Origin of the sequence: Mycolicibacterium palauense (assembly GCF_002592005.1) — a bacterium.
Lineage (GTDB): Bacteria > Actinomycetota > Actinomycetes > Mycobacteriales > Mycobacteriaceae > Mycobacterium > Mycobacterium palauense.
On record NZ_NVQF01000065.1, the window covers coordinates 1 to 15275 of the forward strand.

12 protein-coding genes are annotated in these 15275 nt (G+C 70.8%); 1 reads left to right on the top strand and 11 read right to left on the bottom strand.

The window, feature by feature from the left end; translation table 11 throughout:
- Positions 1–60: 60 nt before the first annotated feature.
- Complete coding sequence (mftD, locus tag CSR00_RS21555) at positions 61–1233, bottom strand: pre-mycofactocin synthase MftD (RefSeq protein ID WP_099024500.1); 1173 nt, start codon at positions 1231–1233, stop codon at positions 61–63.
- A gap of 167 nt (positions 1234–1400) precedes the next feature.
- Here mftD and mftM point away from each other — a divergent pair, with 167 nt between their 5' ends.
- Complete coding sequence (gene mftM, locus CSR00_RS21560; protein WP_099024473.1) at positions 1401–2276, top strand: mycofactocin oligosaccharide methyltransferase MftM; 876 nt, start codon at positions 1401–1403, stop codon at positions 2274–2276.
- 4 nt (positions 2277–2280) lie between these two features.
- Here the strand turns inward: mftM and CSR00_RS21565 are convergent, their stop codons facing one another.
- From CSR00_RS21565 to CSR00_RS21610, 10 genes are all read right to left on the bottom strand, one after another.
- Complete coding sequence (locus CSR00_RS21565; protein ID WP_099024474.1) at positions 2281–2922, bottom strand: MadR family response regulator transcription factor; 642 nt, start codon at positions 2920–2922, stop codon at positions 2281–2283.
- Positions 2919–4274, bottom strand: a complete 1356-nt coding sequence (locus CSR00_RS21570; protein WP_281259746.1) for a MadS family sensor histidine kinase — start codon at positions 4272–4274, stop codon at positions 2919–2921. Before CSR00_RS21570 ends, CSR00_RS21565 begins: the two co-directional genes overlap by 4 nt.
- Positions 4271–5458, bottom strand: coding sequence for an iron-containing alcohol dehydrogenase (locus CSR00_RS21575; protein ID WP_456093791.1), 1188 nt, complete (start codon positions 5456–5458; stop codon positions 4271–4273). The genes CSR00_RS21570 and CSR00_RS21575 overlap by 4 nt, the downstream gene beginning before the upstream one ends.
- Before the next feature lie 167 nt (positions 5459–5625).
- A complete protein-coding gene (locus CSR00_RS21580; RefSeq protein ID WP_099024476.1) occupies positions 5626–7158 on the bottom strand; it encodes a VWA domain-containing protein in 1533 nt (510 codons plus the stop codon).
- Positions 7159–7167: 9 nt separating this feature from the next.
- Positions 7168–8337: an AAA family ATPase gene (locus tag CSR00_RS21585; protein ID WP_099024477.1), complete on the bottom strand. Its 1170-nt coding sequence runs from the start codon at positions 8335–8337 to the stop codon at positions 7168–7170.
- Positions 8337–9629, bottom strand: coding sequence for an NDMA-dependent methanol dehydrogenase (mdo, locus tag CSR00_RS21590; protein ID WP_099024478.1), 1293 nt, complete (start codon positions 9627–9629; stop codon positions 8337–8339). Before mdo ends, CSR00_RS21585 begins: the two co-directional genes overlap by 1 nt.
- 175 nt (positions 9630–9804) lie before the next feature.
- Entirely contained in the window at positions 9805–11259 is a 1455-nt protein-coding gene (locus tag CSR00_RS21595) for an HNH endonuclease signature motif containing protein (protein ID WP_099024479.1), read from the bottom strand.
- Positions 11260–11326: 67 nt separating this feature from the next.
- The gene (locus CSR00_RS21600) at positions 11327–11731 is read right to left on the bottom strand and encodes a DUF5313 family protein (RefSeq protein ID WP_099024480.1); all 405 of its coding nucleotides are present in this window, start codon (positions 11729–11731) and stop codon (positions 11327–11329) included.
- A gap of 27 nt (positions 11732–11758) precedes the next feature.
- A complete protein-coding gene (locus CSR00_RS21605; RefSeq protein ID WP_099024481.1) occupies positions 11759–12253 on the bottom strand; it encodes a MarR family winged helix-turn-helix transcriptional regulator in 495 nt (164 codons plus the stop codon).
- Positions 12254–12499: 246 nt separating this feature from the next.
- Positions 12500–15229 (bottom strand): AAA family ATPase, encoded by a 2730-nt coding sequence (locus CSR00_RS21610; RefSeq protein ID WP_141564428.1) that lies wholly within the window; start codon positions 15227–15229, stop codon positions 12500–12502.
- Positions 15230–15275: the final 46 nt, after the last annotated feature.

Genomic DNA, 15275 nt, shown 5'->3' on the forward strand with positions numbered 1-15275 from the left:
GGGTGAGGCGGTGTGGGTGAGGCGGTGCGGGTGAGGCGGTGTGGGTGAAGCAGGGCCCGGCTACACACCCAGGTCGCGGCGGAAGCCCTCGGGCATCAGCACATCGGCGACGCTCAGGTCCCCCACCGAGGAACGGCCGAGACCCAGCAGCGCCGAATCGATTCCACCGCGCAGGATGTCGAGCACGTTCTCGACACCGGACTGCCCGCCGGCGGCCAGTCCCCACAGGTACGCCCGGCCGATCATCACCGCCCGCGCTCCCAGGGCGACGGCCTTGACGACGTCGCTGCCGCGCCGGATGCCGCCGTCGAGAACGATCTCGACCTGCCCGCCGACGGCCCGGGCGATCGCCGGCAGCGCCCGGATCGGCGCCGGTGTGCCGTCGAGGTTGTTGCCGCCGTGGTTGGACACCGAGATCGCCGTCACCCCGGCGTCGACCGCGCGCCTGGCGTCGTCGACCCGCATCACGCCCTTGAGCATGAACGGCCCACCCCACTGCTCACGCAACCAGGCGATGTCCTCCCAGGTGGGCAGTGGCGTCTGCATCCATTCGCCGTAGGCGCCGAAGAAGGTCGGCGCCGCAACGCCGTCGGCGAGGTTCGGGGCGGTCAGGTCGGGCACCTTCCCGGTGCGCGCGAAGTCCAGCAGCCACCGCGGCCGGCGCAGCCCCTCCGGGGCGAACCGCATCATCGCCTTGAGGTCCATCTTCTCCGGGATCGCCGGACTGCCCCAGTCGCGTCCGTTGGAGAAGGACCAGTCGGTGGTGATGATCAGGCCCGCCGCGCCGGCGGCGCGGGCCCGCTCCATGCGGGCGAGCAGCTTGTCACGCCCACCCGTCCAGTACATCTGGAAGAAGGTCTGCGGGTTGGCGGCGCACACCTCCTCGACGGGTTTGCTCGCGAAGGACGACAGGCCCATCGCCGTGCCCCGGGCCGCGGCGGCGCGCGCGACGGCGACCTCGCCGTCGGGGTGCACGGCCTGCACACCGGTGGGAGAGATGAACACCGGCAACGAGATCGGTTGTCCCATCACCGTGGTGGACAGGTCTCGTTTGGCCGACAGTCCGGCCACGTGCGGGGCGAAGCCCAGTTCGGCGAACGACGCCAGGTTGTCGCCGACGGTGATCCCCTTCTCCGATCCGGCGACCAACGCGGCGTACACGCTCGGCGGCAGCCGCCGCGATGCGCGCCGCTGGGCCTCGGCCACGGTCTCGAACCAACCCGTTCTGGCCATTTCCGCCTCCTTCACCACCGCCGGCCGCGGGGACGGCTCCACGCTAGGGCGCCCGGCGGCACACCGGAACCCGCCGAACGGGCAGTCCCCGACCCATCCGGACGGCTCCTCGATCGCGCCCGATCGGGGCGCGTGCGCGCGCGGACCCGTCAATAGCGTTGACCGGTATGGAGTTACCGGTCCTTGACCCGCTGGCGCCGACCCCACCGGGCACCTGGAGCGGCCGGGGTGTGCGGGTGCGCCGCCGCGTCGGTCCGCACCGCCCACACTCCGACGCCGGCACGGTCTGCACACCCCGGTTCTGTGTGCGGCGGCGCGGGCGCACGGTGACGGTGCTGCATGATCTGGCGCCCGAGGAGCTGTGCGACGAGTTGGCGGTGACGCTGGCCGAACAACTGGTCGACACCGGTGCGCTGCAGGGGCAACCCGAGTTCGAGAAGGTCTTCACCGGGGTGGTGCGCTCGACGGTCGACGGGCCGCTGCCGTCCTGGCTTCGTTTCTACCGCAACTCGCTGACCAGACTGGAAAGCGGCGCCACCGCCTTCGCACCCGTTCACGAGCACGCCGCCGATCTGGTGCGGGGCCCGGTGCTGGTGGACCTGGGATCGTGTTTCGGGTTCTTCCCGCTACGGATGAGCCGGCGCGGGATCGATGTGACCGCAACCGATCTCAGCGCCCCGACGATGGATCTGCTGGCGCGGGTCAGCCGGTGCCTGCGCCGCCCGCTGGCCACGCTGAGCTGCGACGCCGCCGCCGTGCCGCTGCCGGGTGGCTGCGCCGACACCGTCACGGCACTGCACCTGCTCGAACACCTGCCCGCCGACCTGGCCGACCGGGTCCTCGACGAGGCGCTGCGGCTGGCGCGGCACCGTGTGGTGGTCGCGGTGCCGTTCGAGGAGGAACCTCGCGCCTGCTACGGGCACGTGCAACGGTTCGACCCGAACATCCTGCACCGCTTGGCCGAACGGACCCGGGAGCGCCACCCCGGGCTCGGCGCCTCGGTCCACGAATACCACGGCGGCTGGCTGGTTTTCCGGCGCTAAGCGCTCAGATCAGGCCGCGCTTGCTGGCCGCGTAGACCGCCTCGGCGCGCCGGCTCACCTCCAGCTTGCGCATGATGTTGCTGACGTGGAATTTCGCGGTGGTGGCCGAAATGTACAGCTTCTCACCGATCTTGCTGTTCGACAGGCCCGCGGCCAGCAGGCGCAGCACCTCCACTTCGCGGTCGGTCAGTTGCTGGCGCGGCTCGTTGCGGCCCGACAGCGAGCGGACCACCGCCGCGGCGCTGCGCGAGTCGAAGGCGCTGCCGCCCGAGGACACCCCGCGGATGGCCCGGACCAGCTCGGTGGTGTCGACGTCCTTGACCACGTAGCCGCGGGCACCCGCGTGCACCGCGCGCACCACCAGGTCGTCGTCGAGGAACGTGGTGAGCACCAGGAAGCCGGTGTCCGGGTAGGTCTCCGAGAGCCTGGTGCACAACGACAGTCCCTCGAATTCCGAACCGGCGGAGAGCTTCAGGTCCAGCAGCACGATGTCGGGCCGGGTCGCGCGGACCACCGCGTCGGCCTCCGCCTCCGAGGACGCCTCCCCGACCACCACCAGGTCGTGTTCGCGCTCGAGCACCGAGCGCAGTCCCTGGCGCAGGATCGCGTGATCGTCGACGAGCACCAGCCGGATCGGTGGGGTCATCGCTGAGCTCCTTCTGCCGGGCGGGGAATCCTGGCGATCACCCGCACCCCGCCGATCCGGGACCGCCGCACGTCGAAGGTGCCGCCGTGCTCGCGGGCCCGCGCACGCATGTTCGCCAGGCCGCGATGATGGCCGTCGACGTCGGCGGCCTCGGTCAGGCGCAGCATCAGGCGCAGCTTGTCCGGGTCCCCGGTTCCGTCGTCGGCGATGGACAGGGTGACCGCGTCGGGCCCGTAGGACAACCGGACGATGGCCCGGGTCGCGTTGCCGTGCATGGCGGTGTTGAACAGGGCCTCTCCGGCGATCCGCAGCAGCGCGTGCTCGGCGTCGCTCGGCAGCTCGACGGCGGGGCCGTTGACGCGCAGCGACACCCGCAGGTCCTCGGGCATGTGCACGGTCGCCAGCTGGCCGAGCATCTCGGGCAGGCTGGACCGTTCGGCGTCGCCGGCGTGGTTGAGGGCGTAGATCGCCGACCGCAGCTGCTCCACCGCCGAGCGGGTGAGGTTCTTGGCGGTGTCGAGCCGGTCCACCAGGTCCAGCCGGGTGGGCAGGGCGGCCACGTCGCTGCGGCACATCTCGATCTGCATGCCCGCCGAGAGCACCGTCTGGGTCACACTGTCGTGCAGCTCCCGGGCGATGCGGTGCCGCTCGGAATCGAGCGCCTGGTGGCGGTGGGCGGCACCGAGTTCGCGCTGGGTGGCCAGCAGTTCGGCGTTGTGCGCCTCCGACTGCGCCAGTAGGGACAGCGATTTCGAGTACAGGGCGCAATTCTGCAGGGCGACCGCCGTCTGGCTGGCCAGGATGCGCATCACGGTCGCGTCGGTGGCGTCGAGGGTGCGGTGATCCGGGGTCCACGCCGCGAAGGCGCCCACCACCCCGCCGTTGAGTTCGATGGGCACGTGAGCGTGCCGGCTTTCCATCACCGGCAGGCGGAACTGCGCCAGCTGGCCGCGCAGAATGTCGTTGAGCCGGTTGAGCACCGCGTCGGGCAGGTGCGGACCGGGATCCCTGGCCCCGCTGAGACCCTCGAAGGCGTACTCCACCCCGTCGGCGTCGAGGATCAGGTGCCGGGGCCGGGCCTCCGGCAGTGCCCCGTCGGCCATCGCCAGGAGCACCCAATCGGCGTCGAGGTGTACGCGGGCCGCCTCGGCGACCGCGCGGACCAGGTTCTCCGGGCCGTGGATCGTCTGGACGAGGGCCCGGGAGATGGTGTCCAGCGCGGTGAGGACCCGGTCCAGACGCTGTGCGGTGACCCGGAACTCGGGGTAGAACGTCTTCTTCCCGGAGCGTACGCCGGTAAGCCGCTCCAGGTCGGGGAGCGCTGGCGGTTCGTGATCGGGCGCCGCGGTCACATCGCCGCCCGGAACAGCGCCTGCATCTGCGTCTCGTCGGCGGTCCGCGGGTTGGTGGACATGCAGGCGTCGCGCAGTGCGGTGGCCGCCAGCCGCGGCACGTCCTCGTCGCGCACGCCGAGTTCGGCCAGCCCCCTGGGCACGCCGACGTCGGCGGCCAGCCGCTCGATCCGGTCGGCCAGGGCCAGCGCCGATTCGGCGGCCGGGGCGGCGGCGTCGGCGATGCCCAGGCTGGCGGCGATCACCCCGAACGGTTCCGGGTCGGCCTCGGCGTTGAACCGGATGACGTGCGGTAACAGCACACCGTTGATCACGCCGTGCGGCAGGTCGAGCAGACCGCCCACCTGGTGACTCATCGCGTGCGCGGCGCCCAGGATCGCGTTGGTGAAGGCCAGGCCGGCCTCGAGGGCGGCCTGGGCCATGAGCACCCGGGCCGACATGTCCTGGGGCCGGTCGATGGTGCACACCAGATTGTCGGTGACCATCCGGACCGCCCGCAGCGCGTGGTGGTCGGTCAGCTGGTTGTGTCCCAGCGAGACGAAGGCCTCGATGCCGTGGGTGAGCGCGTCGAGGCCGGTCGCGGCGTTGAGCCATTCCGGCATGGTGGTCAGCAGCCGCGGGTCGATGACGGTGATGTCGGGGACCAGCGCCCGGCCCAGGATGGTGATCTTGGTGTTGCGGGTGGTGTCGGTGACGATGCAGAACTGGGAGACGTCGGCGCCGGTGCCCGAGGTCGACGGGACCACCACCAGCGGCGGGATCGGCATCGCCGCCTTGTCGACGCCCTCGTAGGACAGGATGTCGCCGCCGTTGGCGGCCAGCAGCGCCACCCCCTTGGCGGCGTCGATGACCGAGCCGCCGCCGACGGCGACCACCACGTCGCAGTTCTCGGCGCGGTAGCGCTCGTGGCCGGCGGCGATCTCGTGGTCCTTCGGGTTGGGTGTCAGCTCGCTCCACAGCCGCGCCGTCACCCCCTGCTCCCTGAGGTGCCCCGCCATCTCGTCGGCCCAGCCGGCCTCGATCAGACCCGGATCGGTGACCACGAAGGGACGCAGCGCCCCCAGCCGCAGCGCGGCGTGCGCGGCCTCGACCATGGATTCGACGCCGAAGACGATCTCGGGGGCGTGGAACTTCAGCAGGCGGCCGTGCGGTGCGGCCGGCCCCCCGCGCGCATACTCGGGCACGAGCGGCAGCGCCGACGCCTGCCGTGCCGGTCTGGTGTGCAACTTCGCCACGGGTCCGCCTCGACTGCCATGCGCCGGGCGCACCGACTGTGACCCGGACAACATCTCGCTGCCCAGCGTACGACCCGCCGGAGACGGCTCCAACCCGATCCCGGGAACTGCGCCGCTCACCGGCCGACCACCGTGCTCGCGAACTCCTGGGCGGTGCGGTCCAGCCCGGTCAGGTCCCGCACGACGCGGACGCGATCGCAGAACTCGGCGTAGGCGGGCAGGTCGCAGCGGCCCAGACCCCAGGAGTACCGGGGCTCCGGGGTCAGCCAGATGGTCTCGCGGGCGCGTCGGGTGATCTCCTCGAAGGCCGCCAGGTTCGCGTCGTTGCCGTTGTTGCGTCCATCGCCGAGCACCAGCAGCGTCGTTCGCCGGCTGACCGCCGAGACGTGTTCGGCGAGGAACTCGCCGAACACGTCCCCGTAGTCGGAATTGGCGGCGACGTCGAGCAGGTCGCCGCCGAAGATCAGGCCCAGGGCTCGGTCGGCGGGGTGGTCGCGGAACAGCTCGGTGGTCTCGGCGACGCGGGCCACGAACGCGAAGGAGCGGACCTGGGTGAACATGTCCTGCAATCCGTGCACGAGGTTCAACGTGAAACGGGCGGTCGCGCGCACCGAGAGGCTGACATCGGCGAGCACCACCAGGCGGGGCCGGTCCTCGCCGCGCCGGACGGTGACGGGAACGAAGGGCACCCCGTCGTAGCGCATGTTGCGGCGCATGGTCTGGCCCGGGTCCACGCGTCCGGCGGCCGCGGTGCGGCGCCGGTGGGTCAGCGCGCCGTGCAGGGAACGCGCCAGCCGCCGCAGCGATTCCTCCAGTTCGGCGCGCTCCCGCTCGGCCGCGGTGTCACCGCCGAATCCGCGCGCCTCCCGGAGTTCACGGGTCTCCACGATCCGGTTCTCCAGGGCCAGCAACGCCTCCAGGTGCCGCTTGAGCGCCTGGGGCAGGTTCTCCAGCACCCCGGCCAGCCGGCGGCGCAGCGCGGCGGCGTCGTTCTCGTCGGCCCCGTCCGCGTCGTCGACGGCGGTGAGCCAGTCCAGCAGGGCGTCCTGTTCGGCGATGGTCAGCGCGGCCTCGACGCTGGTGCCACTCGACTGCGACAGCGCGCCGGGGGCGCCGGCACCGTGCAGGCGGTCGGTCTGCAGCTCGACCCGATAACTCGACTCCCCCTGGGCGGGGCTGTCCTTGGAGAACACGATCTCGTCGGTGAGCGCGGCCAGGTCGATCTTGTTGGCCTCCTGGTGCAGGTTGTAGCGCTGGGCGAGGTTCTCCTGGTCGAAGAACTGCCGGATGTCGGCCGGCTTGCCGTGCTCGTGGCCCTGCTGCGGGGTGTCGCTGGGTTCCTCGGAGAGCGTGTAGGACTCCAATTCCCCTGTGTCGACGAGGTCGTCGTGGGCGTGGCCGTGGCCGTGGGCGTGCCCGCCGTCCCCGATGCGCACCAGCGCGAAGTAGGCCTCGAAGATCTCGTCGAACACGGCGTCGTCGCGGTGGTCCTTGACCAGTGCGGCGCGCAGCGCGGTGCGCAGCAGGTCCCGGTCGGACAGGACGCCGGGCTGGCCGGCGCAGCGCATGGCGTCGAGTGCTTCGGCGATCGAGATCCGCACCCCGGCCAGGCGCAGGTAGCGGACGAAGCGGTGCAGCGTCGCTTCCATCCGAGGCGCCTAGAGGACCCGGCGCCGGCCCAGCGATCCGGTCTTGCTGGGGGTGCCGTAGTAGCCGTCGGTGAACCGCCCGGGCCGGTCCTTGGCGGCGCGGGCGGCCTTGCCGTCCGCGGCGTCGTCGTCGGGGTGTGGATGCGCGGGGCCGGTGGGCGCGCGGTGCTCGTGATCGTGATCATGTCCGTGGTCGTGATCATGGTCATGGTCATGGCCGTGGCCGTGCCCGTGGTCGTGTCCGTTGCGCAGGGACGACGGCACGGTCGCGTTGGGGTCGACCAGCCGGGGCAGCGCGTCGAGCGCCTTGCGGACGTCCTTGTCGTACTTGACCACCACCGAGACGGTGTCGGAGAGGACCTTTGAGGACAGCTCCTCGACGCCGAGCACGGCCAGGGTGCGGGCCCAGTCGATGGTCTCGGAGATGCTCGGCGCCTTGCGCAGGTCCAGCTCGCGCAGGCCGCGCACGATGTCGACGAGTTGGGCGGCCAGCGCGTCACCCAGCCCGGTCTGCTTGGAGCGCACGATCTCCAATTCCCGCTCGGCCGAGGGATAGTCGAGGAACAGGTGCAGGCAGCGGCGTTTGAGTGCCGCCGCCAGATCCCGGGTGTTGTTGGAGGTCAGGATCACATACGGCGCGTGGACGGCCCGGAACGTGCCGATCTCGGGTACCGAGACCTGGTACTCGCCGAGCAGTTCGAGCAGCACGGCCTCCAATGCCTCGTCGGCGCGGTCGATCTCGTCGACCAGCAGCACCACCGGCTGCTCGGAACGCACCGCCTCCAGCAGCGGCCGGGGGGCCAGGAACCGGTCGGAGAAGAACACGCTCTCCTGTCTGCCGATCCGCTCCACCGCCTCGGCGACGTCGACTGCGTCCTCGACGAGCTGGCCGATCTTCTCCCGCAGGATCTGGGTGTAGAGCAGCTGTTTGCCGTAGTCCCACTCGTAGAGCGCCTTGGTCTCGTCCTGGCCCTCGTAGCACTGCAGCCGCAGCAGACGGCGGCCGGTGGCCGCGGCGAGCACCTTGGCCAGCTCGGTCTTGCCGACCCCGGCGGGGCCCTCGATCAGCAGCGGTTTGTCGAGCCGGGTCTGCAGGAAGACGGTGGTGGCGAGGTGCTCGCCGGCGATGTAACCCTCGCCGGCGAGCGCCGTGCGCACTTCTTCGACGGTGGAGAACATCAGGGCAGCAGTTCGTCGAGGTCACCGTTCATGCAGTGGTCGACCACGGGCCGGACGGTGTCGAACGTGCACTCCTTGGCGTTGCCGGGGGTGCAGGCGTCGCCGAGGACGTGGTTGGTGATGCGGTCGACGTCCTCCTGGTCGCCCTTGATCACCTTGGCGTTCTCGTAGTACTTCGTCGGGCCCAGACCGAGCCGGTTCTTCGAGTACGAGTCCTGGTGGATGTCGGTGAACTTCTCGATGATGTTGACGTCGCGCAGCAGCCGGATGGCGGCGGCCAGCGCGGCGTCGGCGGCCTGCACGTCGGTCATGCCGTAGGTGTCCACGCCCATCGCCACGGCGATGTCGGCGAACCGCTTATAGGCCACCGGCATGTTGAACGCCCACACCCGGGGCAGCGCGATCGCGTTGTTGAGCCCGTGGTGAGTGTCGTAGAACGCGCTGACGGCGTGCGAGATGGAGTGGATGATGCCCAGCCCGCCGGAGTTGAAGGCTTGGGCGGCAATGTATTGCGCATACATCATGCCCTCGCGGCCCTTGAGGTCGGTGCCGTTCCAGGTGGCCTCGCGCAGGTTCTCCGCGGTCAGTTTGATGGCCCGGATGGCGTTGCCCAGCGACGGCTCGAAGTTCAGCCGCGACACGTAGGGCTCGGAGGCGTGCGCGAGCACGTCGAAGCCGCACTGCGCGGTGTAGTCCACCGGGCATTCGTAGTAGAGCACCGGGTCGTCGACGGCCAGGGTGGCCACCGAGGCGTCGTCGAAGGCGACGTACTTGTGCGGGTTGTCCGGGTCGGTGGTGGTATCGGTGATGACGTAGGCCCACGACGTCTCCGAGCCAGTGCCCGCGGTGGTCGACACCGCGATGTGCGGGGGGTTCTTCGGATTCTCGCTCTTGTTGAAGCCCTCGAAGTCGTTGACGTTGCGGCCGTCGTGGGCGATGGAGATGCGTGCGCCCTTGCAGGCGTCATGGGTGGAGCCGCCGCCGATGGACACGAAGCTGTCGCACCCGTGCTCCTGGTAGAGGGTGACGGAGTCCATCACGTTGTAGTCCTTGGGATTGGACTCCACCTGGTCGTAGAGCACGACCTCCAGGCCGTGCCACTTCAGCGACTCCACCAGGTTGTGCACGATGTTGGTGCCGCGCAGACCCGAGGTCATCACCAGGGTCTTCTTGAAGCCGAGCTTGAGGGCCTCCGGACCGATCATCTCGTGCGCGCCGGGCCCCATCATGGCGCGGGGGAAGGGGTGAAACTCCTTGATGGGGAAGGGCTTGAGCAGATCTTCGACCTTCATGGCGGCCGTCCTCTCTAAAAAGGGCACACGGTGTTGCCACCTCAAGCTAGGCACGCACTGTGATCCAGGGAACAGCCCGCGAGCAAGACCCGACGTTGGGCAGCGAAGTTCGGCACGACCGGACAGTGCCGGCCCTACCCGATCGGGCAGTGCAGGCGACGGCGAACCCGAGCCCTCAGAACGGTGGTGGCTCTTCGTCACCGGTGGGTTCGGGTGGGTGAGTGAACCATTCGTAGCGGTGCTCACGGCGGTGGTCGCGGTCGGCGATGCGTTCGGCGTTGCGGCGGCGTTCGTCGGTGATGCGGTCGCGGCGCTGTTGGGCACGGGTGCGTTTGCGTGTCGGCATGGTGGGCCCGCTGGTGGGATGTGATGTGGCGGTGCCGGTGTTGCGTGGTGGCTCGCTGGTCGGGGTCCCCAGGACGGGGAAGTAGAACGCACCCTCGGGAGTGGTGCGGTAGGTGTGTCCGGTGGGCGCGCACCAGATGACGGTGCCGTCGGGCAGCTGGGTGTCGGTCCAGCCGGCCGTGCCGCCGAAGAAAGTCTTGAGCAGGTGATGGTGGCGGCAGAGCAGTTTGAGATTGGAGGGGTGGGTGGGCCCGGCCGGGTAGGCGACGGTGTCGATGTCGCAGACCTCGGCGGGCTGGTGACAGCCGGGGAATCGGCACGTCAGATCGCGGGCGCGCACGAACTGCGCCAGGGCCTGGGATGGCCGGTAGTGCGCCTCGGCCACCGATGAGGGCAGCTGCAGCAGCGCGGTCTTGGCCAGCCGCGCCAAGTCGCGGACCTGTTCGGCGGGGACCGGACCGAACCCGGGCACCAACCCCGGGGTGGTGCCGGCGCCGACGACGGTGTCGTGTTCGGCCAGCACCTGCACCACCACCGAGGCCGCGGCAGCACCGGCGGGCTTCGCCGCACAGTCGGGGGCCCCGCAACGGCAGGACAGCTCCTGGCCGGCGGCCAGCGCGGCCAACGCGTCGGCGCGGCGTTGGCCGGTGGTGCGCGGATCGGCGGGGCACACCGCGGCGGCCTGTGCTGCCAGTGTGCGATCCAGGACTGCGGCGTCGACGGCGCGCAGCGCGGCCACCACGCTGGCCATGCCGGGACTGGTCGGAGCGATGTCGACGAAGCGGTCGGAGTCGGGGGCCGGGCGCTCACGAACCCCGGGCGGGTCGAACTTGGCCACCCACCAGTCGATCCGGGCGATCAGCTTCTTCTCGGCCAGCGCACCCCAGTGGACCAGGTAGCGCCCCAGGGCCGCGTCGACCTTGGCCAACAACCCCGCATCCTCGATCAATTCGGTACGGGTGACCGCGGTGGAGACCACCCGGTAGTCAAGCTCACCTGCGGCGTAGCGTTGGGCGACCCGGGGCAACCGCTCACGCAGGGCCACCGCGAAACGCACCTCATTGGCCGCGCGGGTCCGACTGATCCCGAGGGCCGCAGCCACCTCGGCGACCAGCCCGTCATGGTGGTCGACCAGCCAGGTGGGCCGCTGCGAGTCGGCACGGCGGTGACGACGGGCGTACATCTCCGCGATGGCCAACAGTCTTCTCGCCCCAGCGGCGTTCTCAGCGCGCGCCGACGCGGTGATCGATTCGATCACTTCCGCGTCGGCGAGCCTATCGAACATACATTCGACACTAGACGGACCGGCAAACAATTTTCGGGTTCGGCCGCCCCGGTCGCCCGATGGCTAGCTAGGCCCCGCCGGCCGGCCGGTACATCGAGTCGTACTTGCGGCGCTTGTCGGCAGTCGACTCGCTGTGCGCCTCGGCCATCATCCGCTGGAAGGTGCCGTGCGGGAAACCGTGCTTGCGCAAGCGGTATTCGGCGTACTGGTCGATATAGGACATCGAATAGACGACCGCCAGCCCGAGGCCGCCCAGCGCGGCGGTCCAGACGATCCAGCTCGATCCCATCAGCAGCAGGCCGACGATGACGAAGGGCACCAGCACCGCCGTCGTCCGGAGCAGCTGGCGCGCCCACCGGCTCGGCGCGGTCAGGTCGTGCAGCACCCACTGGCGGTACCGGTCGGGCAGGGTGCCGCCGTAGGCGTACCAGATCCACCGGATCGGGTCGGGGCGGTTCATCTTGGTGCTCATGATGTTCCTCGGTTCTGTTCGTATCTGTTAGCGGGATTCGGGGAGCGCCCCGGCGGCCAGCGCCGCGGTGTTGACCCGGGTGAGTACGTCACGCAGCCGTTCGAGTTCGGCCAATTCGACGCCGAGGCGTTCGACGACCGCACCGGGAATCGCCACCGCACGATCCCGCAGGGCGACACCCGCCTCGGTGAGGACCACCTCGGTGGCCCGTTCATCAAGGGAGCTGCGGCGACGGTGGAGCAGGCCCATCGTCTCCAACCGCTTGAGCATCGGCGAGAGCGTGGCCGAGTCCATCTGCAGCGTCGCGGCGATCTGCTTGACCGACAGCGGCTCGGCGGCGTCGGCCGAGCGCTGGTGATCCCACAGCGCGAGCATCACGAGGTACTGAGGATGCGTGAGGCCCAGCGGCTCCAGCAGGGGACGGTAGACGGCCAGCACCGCGCGGTTGGTGACCGCCAGCGCGAAGCACACCTGCTGTTCCAGCGCCAGAGGATCGGCGTCGAGGGCATTTACTGAGGACACAACTAGACTCTACCCTAATAGTTAGGGTCCTATCTAAATAGTGCCCAAGGACACACCCAACGCGACCCGGCCCCAGACATGCGGATACGCCCTGCTGTCCCCTCCGCAGCAGGGCGCACCAGTCCGCAAGGACCATCTTCGACGCTAAACGCTGACGGCCGGGTACTAAATCAGGGAAATCCCTGGGGTTTACCGACGGGCGCCCAACGGGGTCGCCCCGATCGTTCGGTGCTCATGGTCGGTAGCTCAGGCCGACGCCCCGGCCGCGTCGACGTCGCGCAGCCGCCGCGCGAGCTGCGCCCGGGAACGGATGCCCAGCTTGCGGTAGGCGCTGCTGAGGTTCGTCTCCACGGTCTTGCTGGCGATGAACAGCTCGGCGGCGATCTCCTTGTTCGACAGCCCCGCGGCCGCCCGCTCGGCGACCCGCCGTTCGGCAGCGGTCAACCCGAACGCGGTGGTGCCGCTCCGGGCCGCGGTGCGGCTCAACTCGTCGCGGGCCCGCTGCGCCCACAGCACCATGCCGATGCGCTCGAACTCACGCTGGGCGGCGGCCAGGGTCGCCGCCGCGGACCCGCGACGGCGGCGGCGGCGCTGGAGCTGGCCGAGCAGCAGCAGCGTGCGGGCCCGCTCGAAGGGCATCGACACCCGTTCCGCCTCGGCCAATGCCTGCTCGGCCAGCCTCTCGGCGCCGGTGAGATCGGACTCGGCGGCCAGCAGCATCGAGCGTCCCCGGGCCCCGACCATGCGTATCCAGGGCCGGTCGAGCCGCTCACCGTCGGCCACCATGGCATCGACGAACATCCGGGCCTCGGCGGTCCGGCCGACACCGATCAGCGCCTCGATCGCATCCGGCACGTACCAGGCACGCACGATCTCGGTGCAGGGGTCGGCCGGGAAGTCGGCGATCAGGGGCTCGAGGTCGTGCAGCGCCTCGGCGTGACGCCCCAGCGAGACCTCCAGGAACGCCAGCAACATGCGGGGCCACTTGCCGGACCGCCACAGCCCGGAGCGTTCCGCGGCCGACAGCGCCTCGGCGCCGGAGCGCCGGGCGTCCTCGACGCGCCCCGCGCAGGCCGCCACCAGGGTCTGCTGGGTCAGGGCGTTCGACAGCGCGTTCTCGCCGCCGAGCTGCTCGGCGCGTTCCAGCGCCTCGTCGGCGACGGCGGCCACCTCGACGAGGTCGCCGCGGAACAGGGCGATCAGCATCCGGCAGGGCGTGATGTAGAGCAGATCGGTCTCCGCGCCCCAGGCCAGGCAGGTCTTGCGCACCTGCTCGATCAGGCGCTGCGCCTCGTCGAGGTCGCCCTCCCAGGCGCGCAGCTGGGCCTCGTTGAAGGTGGCCCGCAGCATGATCGGCACATCCGGGGAGCCGGATTCCAGCTCCAGGGCACGCAGCCGGGCCTGCGGGTCGCTGCCGCGGCACCGCAGGAAGTTCAGCACGATGGTCAGGCTGAGCACCTGACTGGTCACCGAGTCGATGCCCAGCTGCTCCGCGCAGTCGCCGGCGACGGCGAGGTTCTCCTCGGCCTCGTCATTGCGGGCGTCGTTCATCTGCGCGACGGCCAGCATGAGCCGCAGCCCCACCTCCATCGCGGGATTGCCACGGACGTCGGCCAGCGCCTCCCGGGCGCCCTCCTCGGCCGCCATGAAGCCGCCGGTGTAGGCGTTGACGCTGGCCTGCAGGATCAGCGCCTGGGTCCGCAGCATCCCGGCGGGGATCTCCGCGAGCGCGGGCTCCAGCAGGGCCCGGGCCCGCTCGGTGGCGCCGGCGGCGAAGTGGTGGCCGGCGGCGAGCAACCGGCGCTCGGGGGTGTCGCCGCCGCGGCCGATGGCCAGTTCCACCAGCTCCGCGGCGCTGGCCGGGGCGCCCTGTTCGCGGGCGGCCACCGCGGCGGCATCCAGCGCGGCCAACGTGGCGGCGTCGCCGGCCACGCTGCCCAGCGCGAGGTGCCTGGCCTGCAGTTCCGGCTGGGTCACCGCGCCTGCGAGGGCCTGGTGCGCGGCCCGCCGGGCAGCGGGCCCGGCGTTGGCGGACACCCCGGCAGCCAGCAGCGGGTGGTCGAACCGGACGTGGTGGCCCTCGATCACGACGACGCCGTGTTCCTCGGCGCACTCGAGAAGCGCCAGGATCTGCGGGGCGGGTCGGCCGGTGGCCTCGGCCAGCAGCTCGGTGGTGGCGTCGCCGGCCAGGGCGACGAGGAGCAGAACCGCGAGCACGTCGTCGTCGAGCGCCCGGATCCGCCGCGCCACCAGGGCGGCCAGGGTGTCGGGCAGATCCGCGGTGTCGGCGGTCCGGGCCAGCTCCAGCGCGTAGAAGGGGTTGCCGCCGGAGACGGCGTGGATTCGGGTGATCTCGGGCTTGGTCAGCGCGCGACCCAGACGCGACGAGATCAGGGAGTGCAGCCTGCCCCGCGACATCGGACGCAGAACGTCGCGGACCACCATCTCCGGCCGCGGCAGCTCCAACCAGCTCAGCGCGGCGGAGTCGGGCTCACCGGTGCGCACCGTGGCCAGCACCGCGACCTTGCCGGTCAGCCGGCGCCCGACATAGGCCAGGACCGCCCGCGTCGCCGGATCCAGCCATTGGGCGTCGTCGACCGCCAGCAGCACCGGGGAGGACGCGGTCAGAATGCGCAGCACCGTCAGGAAACCGGCGGCGGTGACCCGTTCGGCCGTGGGCGGCCCGTCCGCCGTTCCGGTCCTGGCCCGTTCCAGCGCCAGACGCTGCGGCTCGGGCAGGGACGCCAGGACCTCCGCGTCGACGCAGTCGAGCAGGTCCGAAACGGCCGCGAACGCCAGCGAGACCTCCGGTGAGACGCCGTGCGCGGACAACACGGCGAAGCCGCGGGCCCGCGCGCGGTCGAGTGCGTCGAGCAGCAGGGTGGTCTTGCCGATGCCGGATTCGCCCTCCACCACAAGCGCTGCCGGTCCGTGCACGGCACGGTCGAGCAGCTCGTCAACGGCGTCGGTGCTCACAAAGTGAAAGTCTGGCAAATTTGACGCAATCACGCATACGTACCCC

What these genes read in the sequence shown, in the direction of transcription:
- mftM (WP_099024473.1), top strand. Translation starts at nt 1,401, where the DNA reads ATGGAGTTACCGGTCCTTGACCCGCTGGCGCCGACCCCACCGGGCACC.
- CSR00_RS21595 (WP_099024479.1), bottom strand. Translation starts at nt 11,259, where the DNA reads ATGTTCGATAGGCTCGCCGACGCGGAAGTGATCGAATCGATCACCGCG.
- CSR00_RS21565 (WP_099024474.1), bottom strand. Translation starts at nt 2,922, where the DNA reads ATGACCCCACCGATCCGGCTGGTGCTCGTCGACGATCACGCGATCCTG.
- mdo (WP_099024478.1), bottom strand. Translation starts at nt 9,629, where the DNA reads ATGAAGGTCGAAGATCTGCTCAAGCCCTTCCCCATCAAGGAGTTTCAC.
- CSR00_RS21600 (WP_099024480.1), bottom strand. Translation starts at nt 11,731, where the DNA reads ATGAGCACCAAGATGAACCGCCCCGACCCGATCCGGTGGATCTGGTAC.
- mftD (WP_099024500.1), bottom strand. Translation starts at nt 1,233, where the DNA reads ATGGCCAGAACGGGTTGGTTCGAGACCGTGGCCGAGGCCCAGCGGCGC.
- CSR00_RS21580 (WP_099024476.1), bottom strand. Translation starts at nt 7,158, where the DNA reads ATGGAAGCGACGCTGCACCGCTTCGTCCGCTACCTGCGCCTGGCCGGG.
- CSR00_RS21585 (WP_099024477.1), bottom strand. Translation starts at nt 8,337, where the DNA reads ATGTTCTCCACCGTCGAAGAAGTGCGCACGGCGCTCGCCGGCGAGGGT.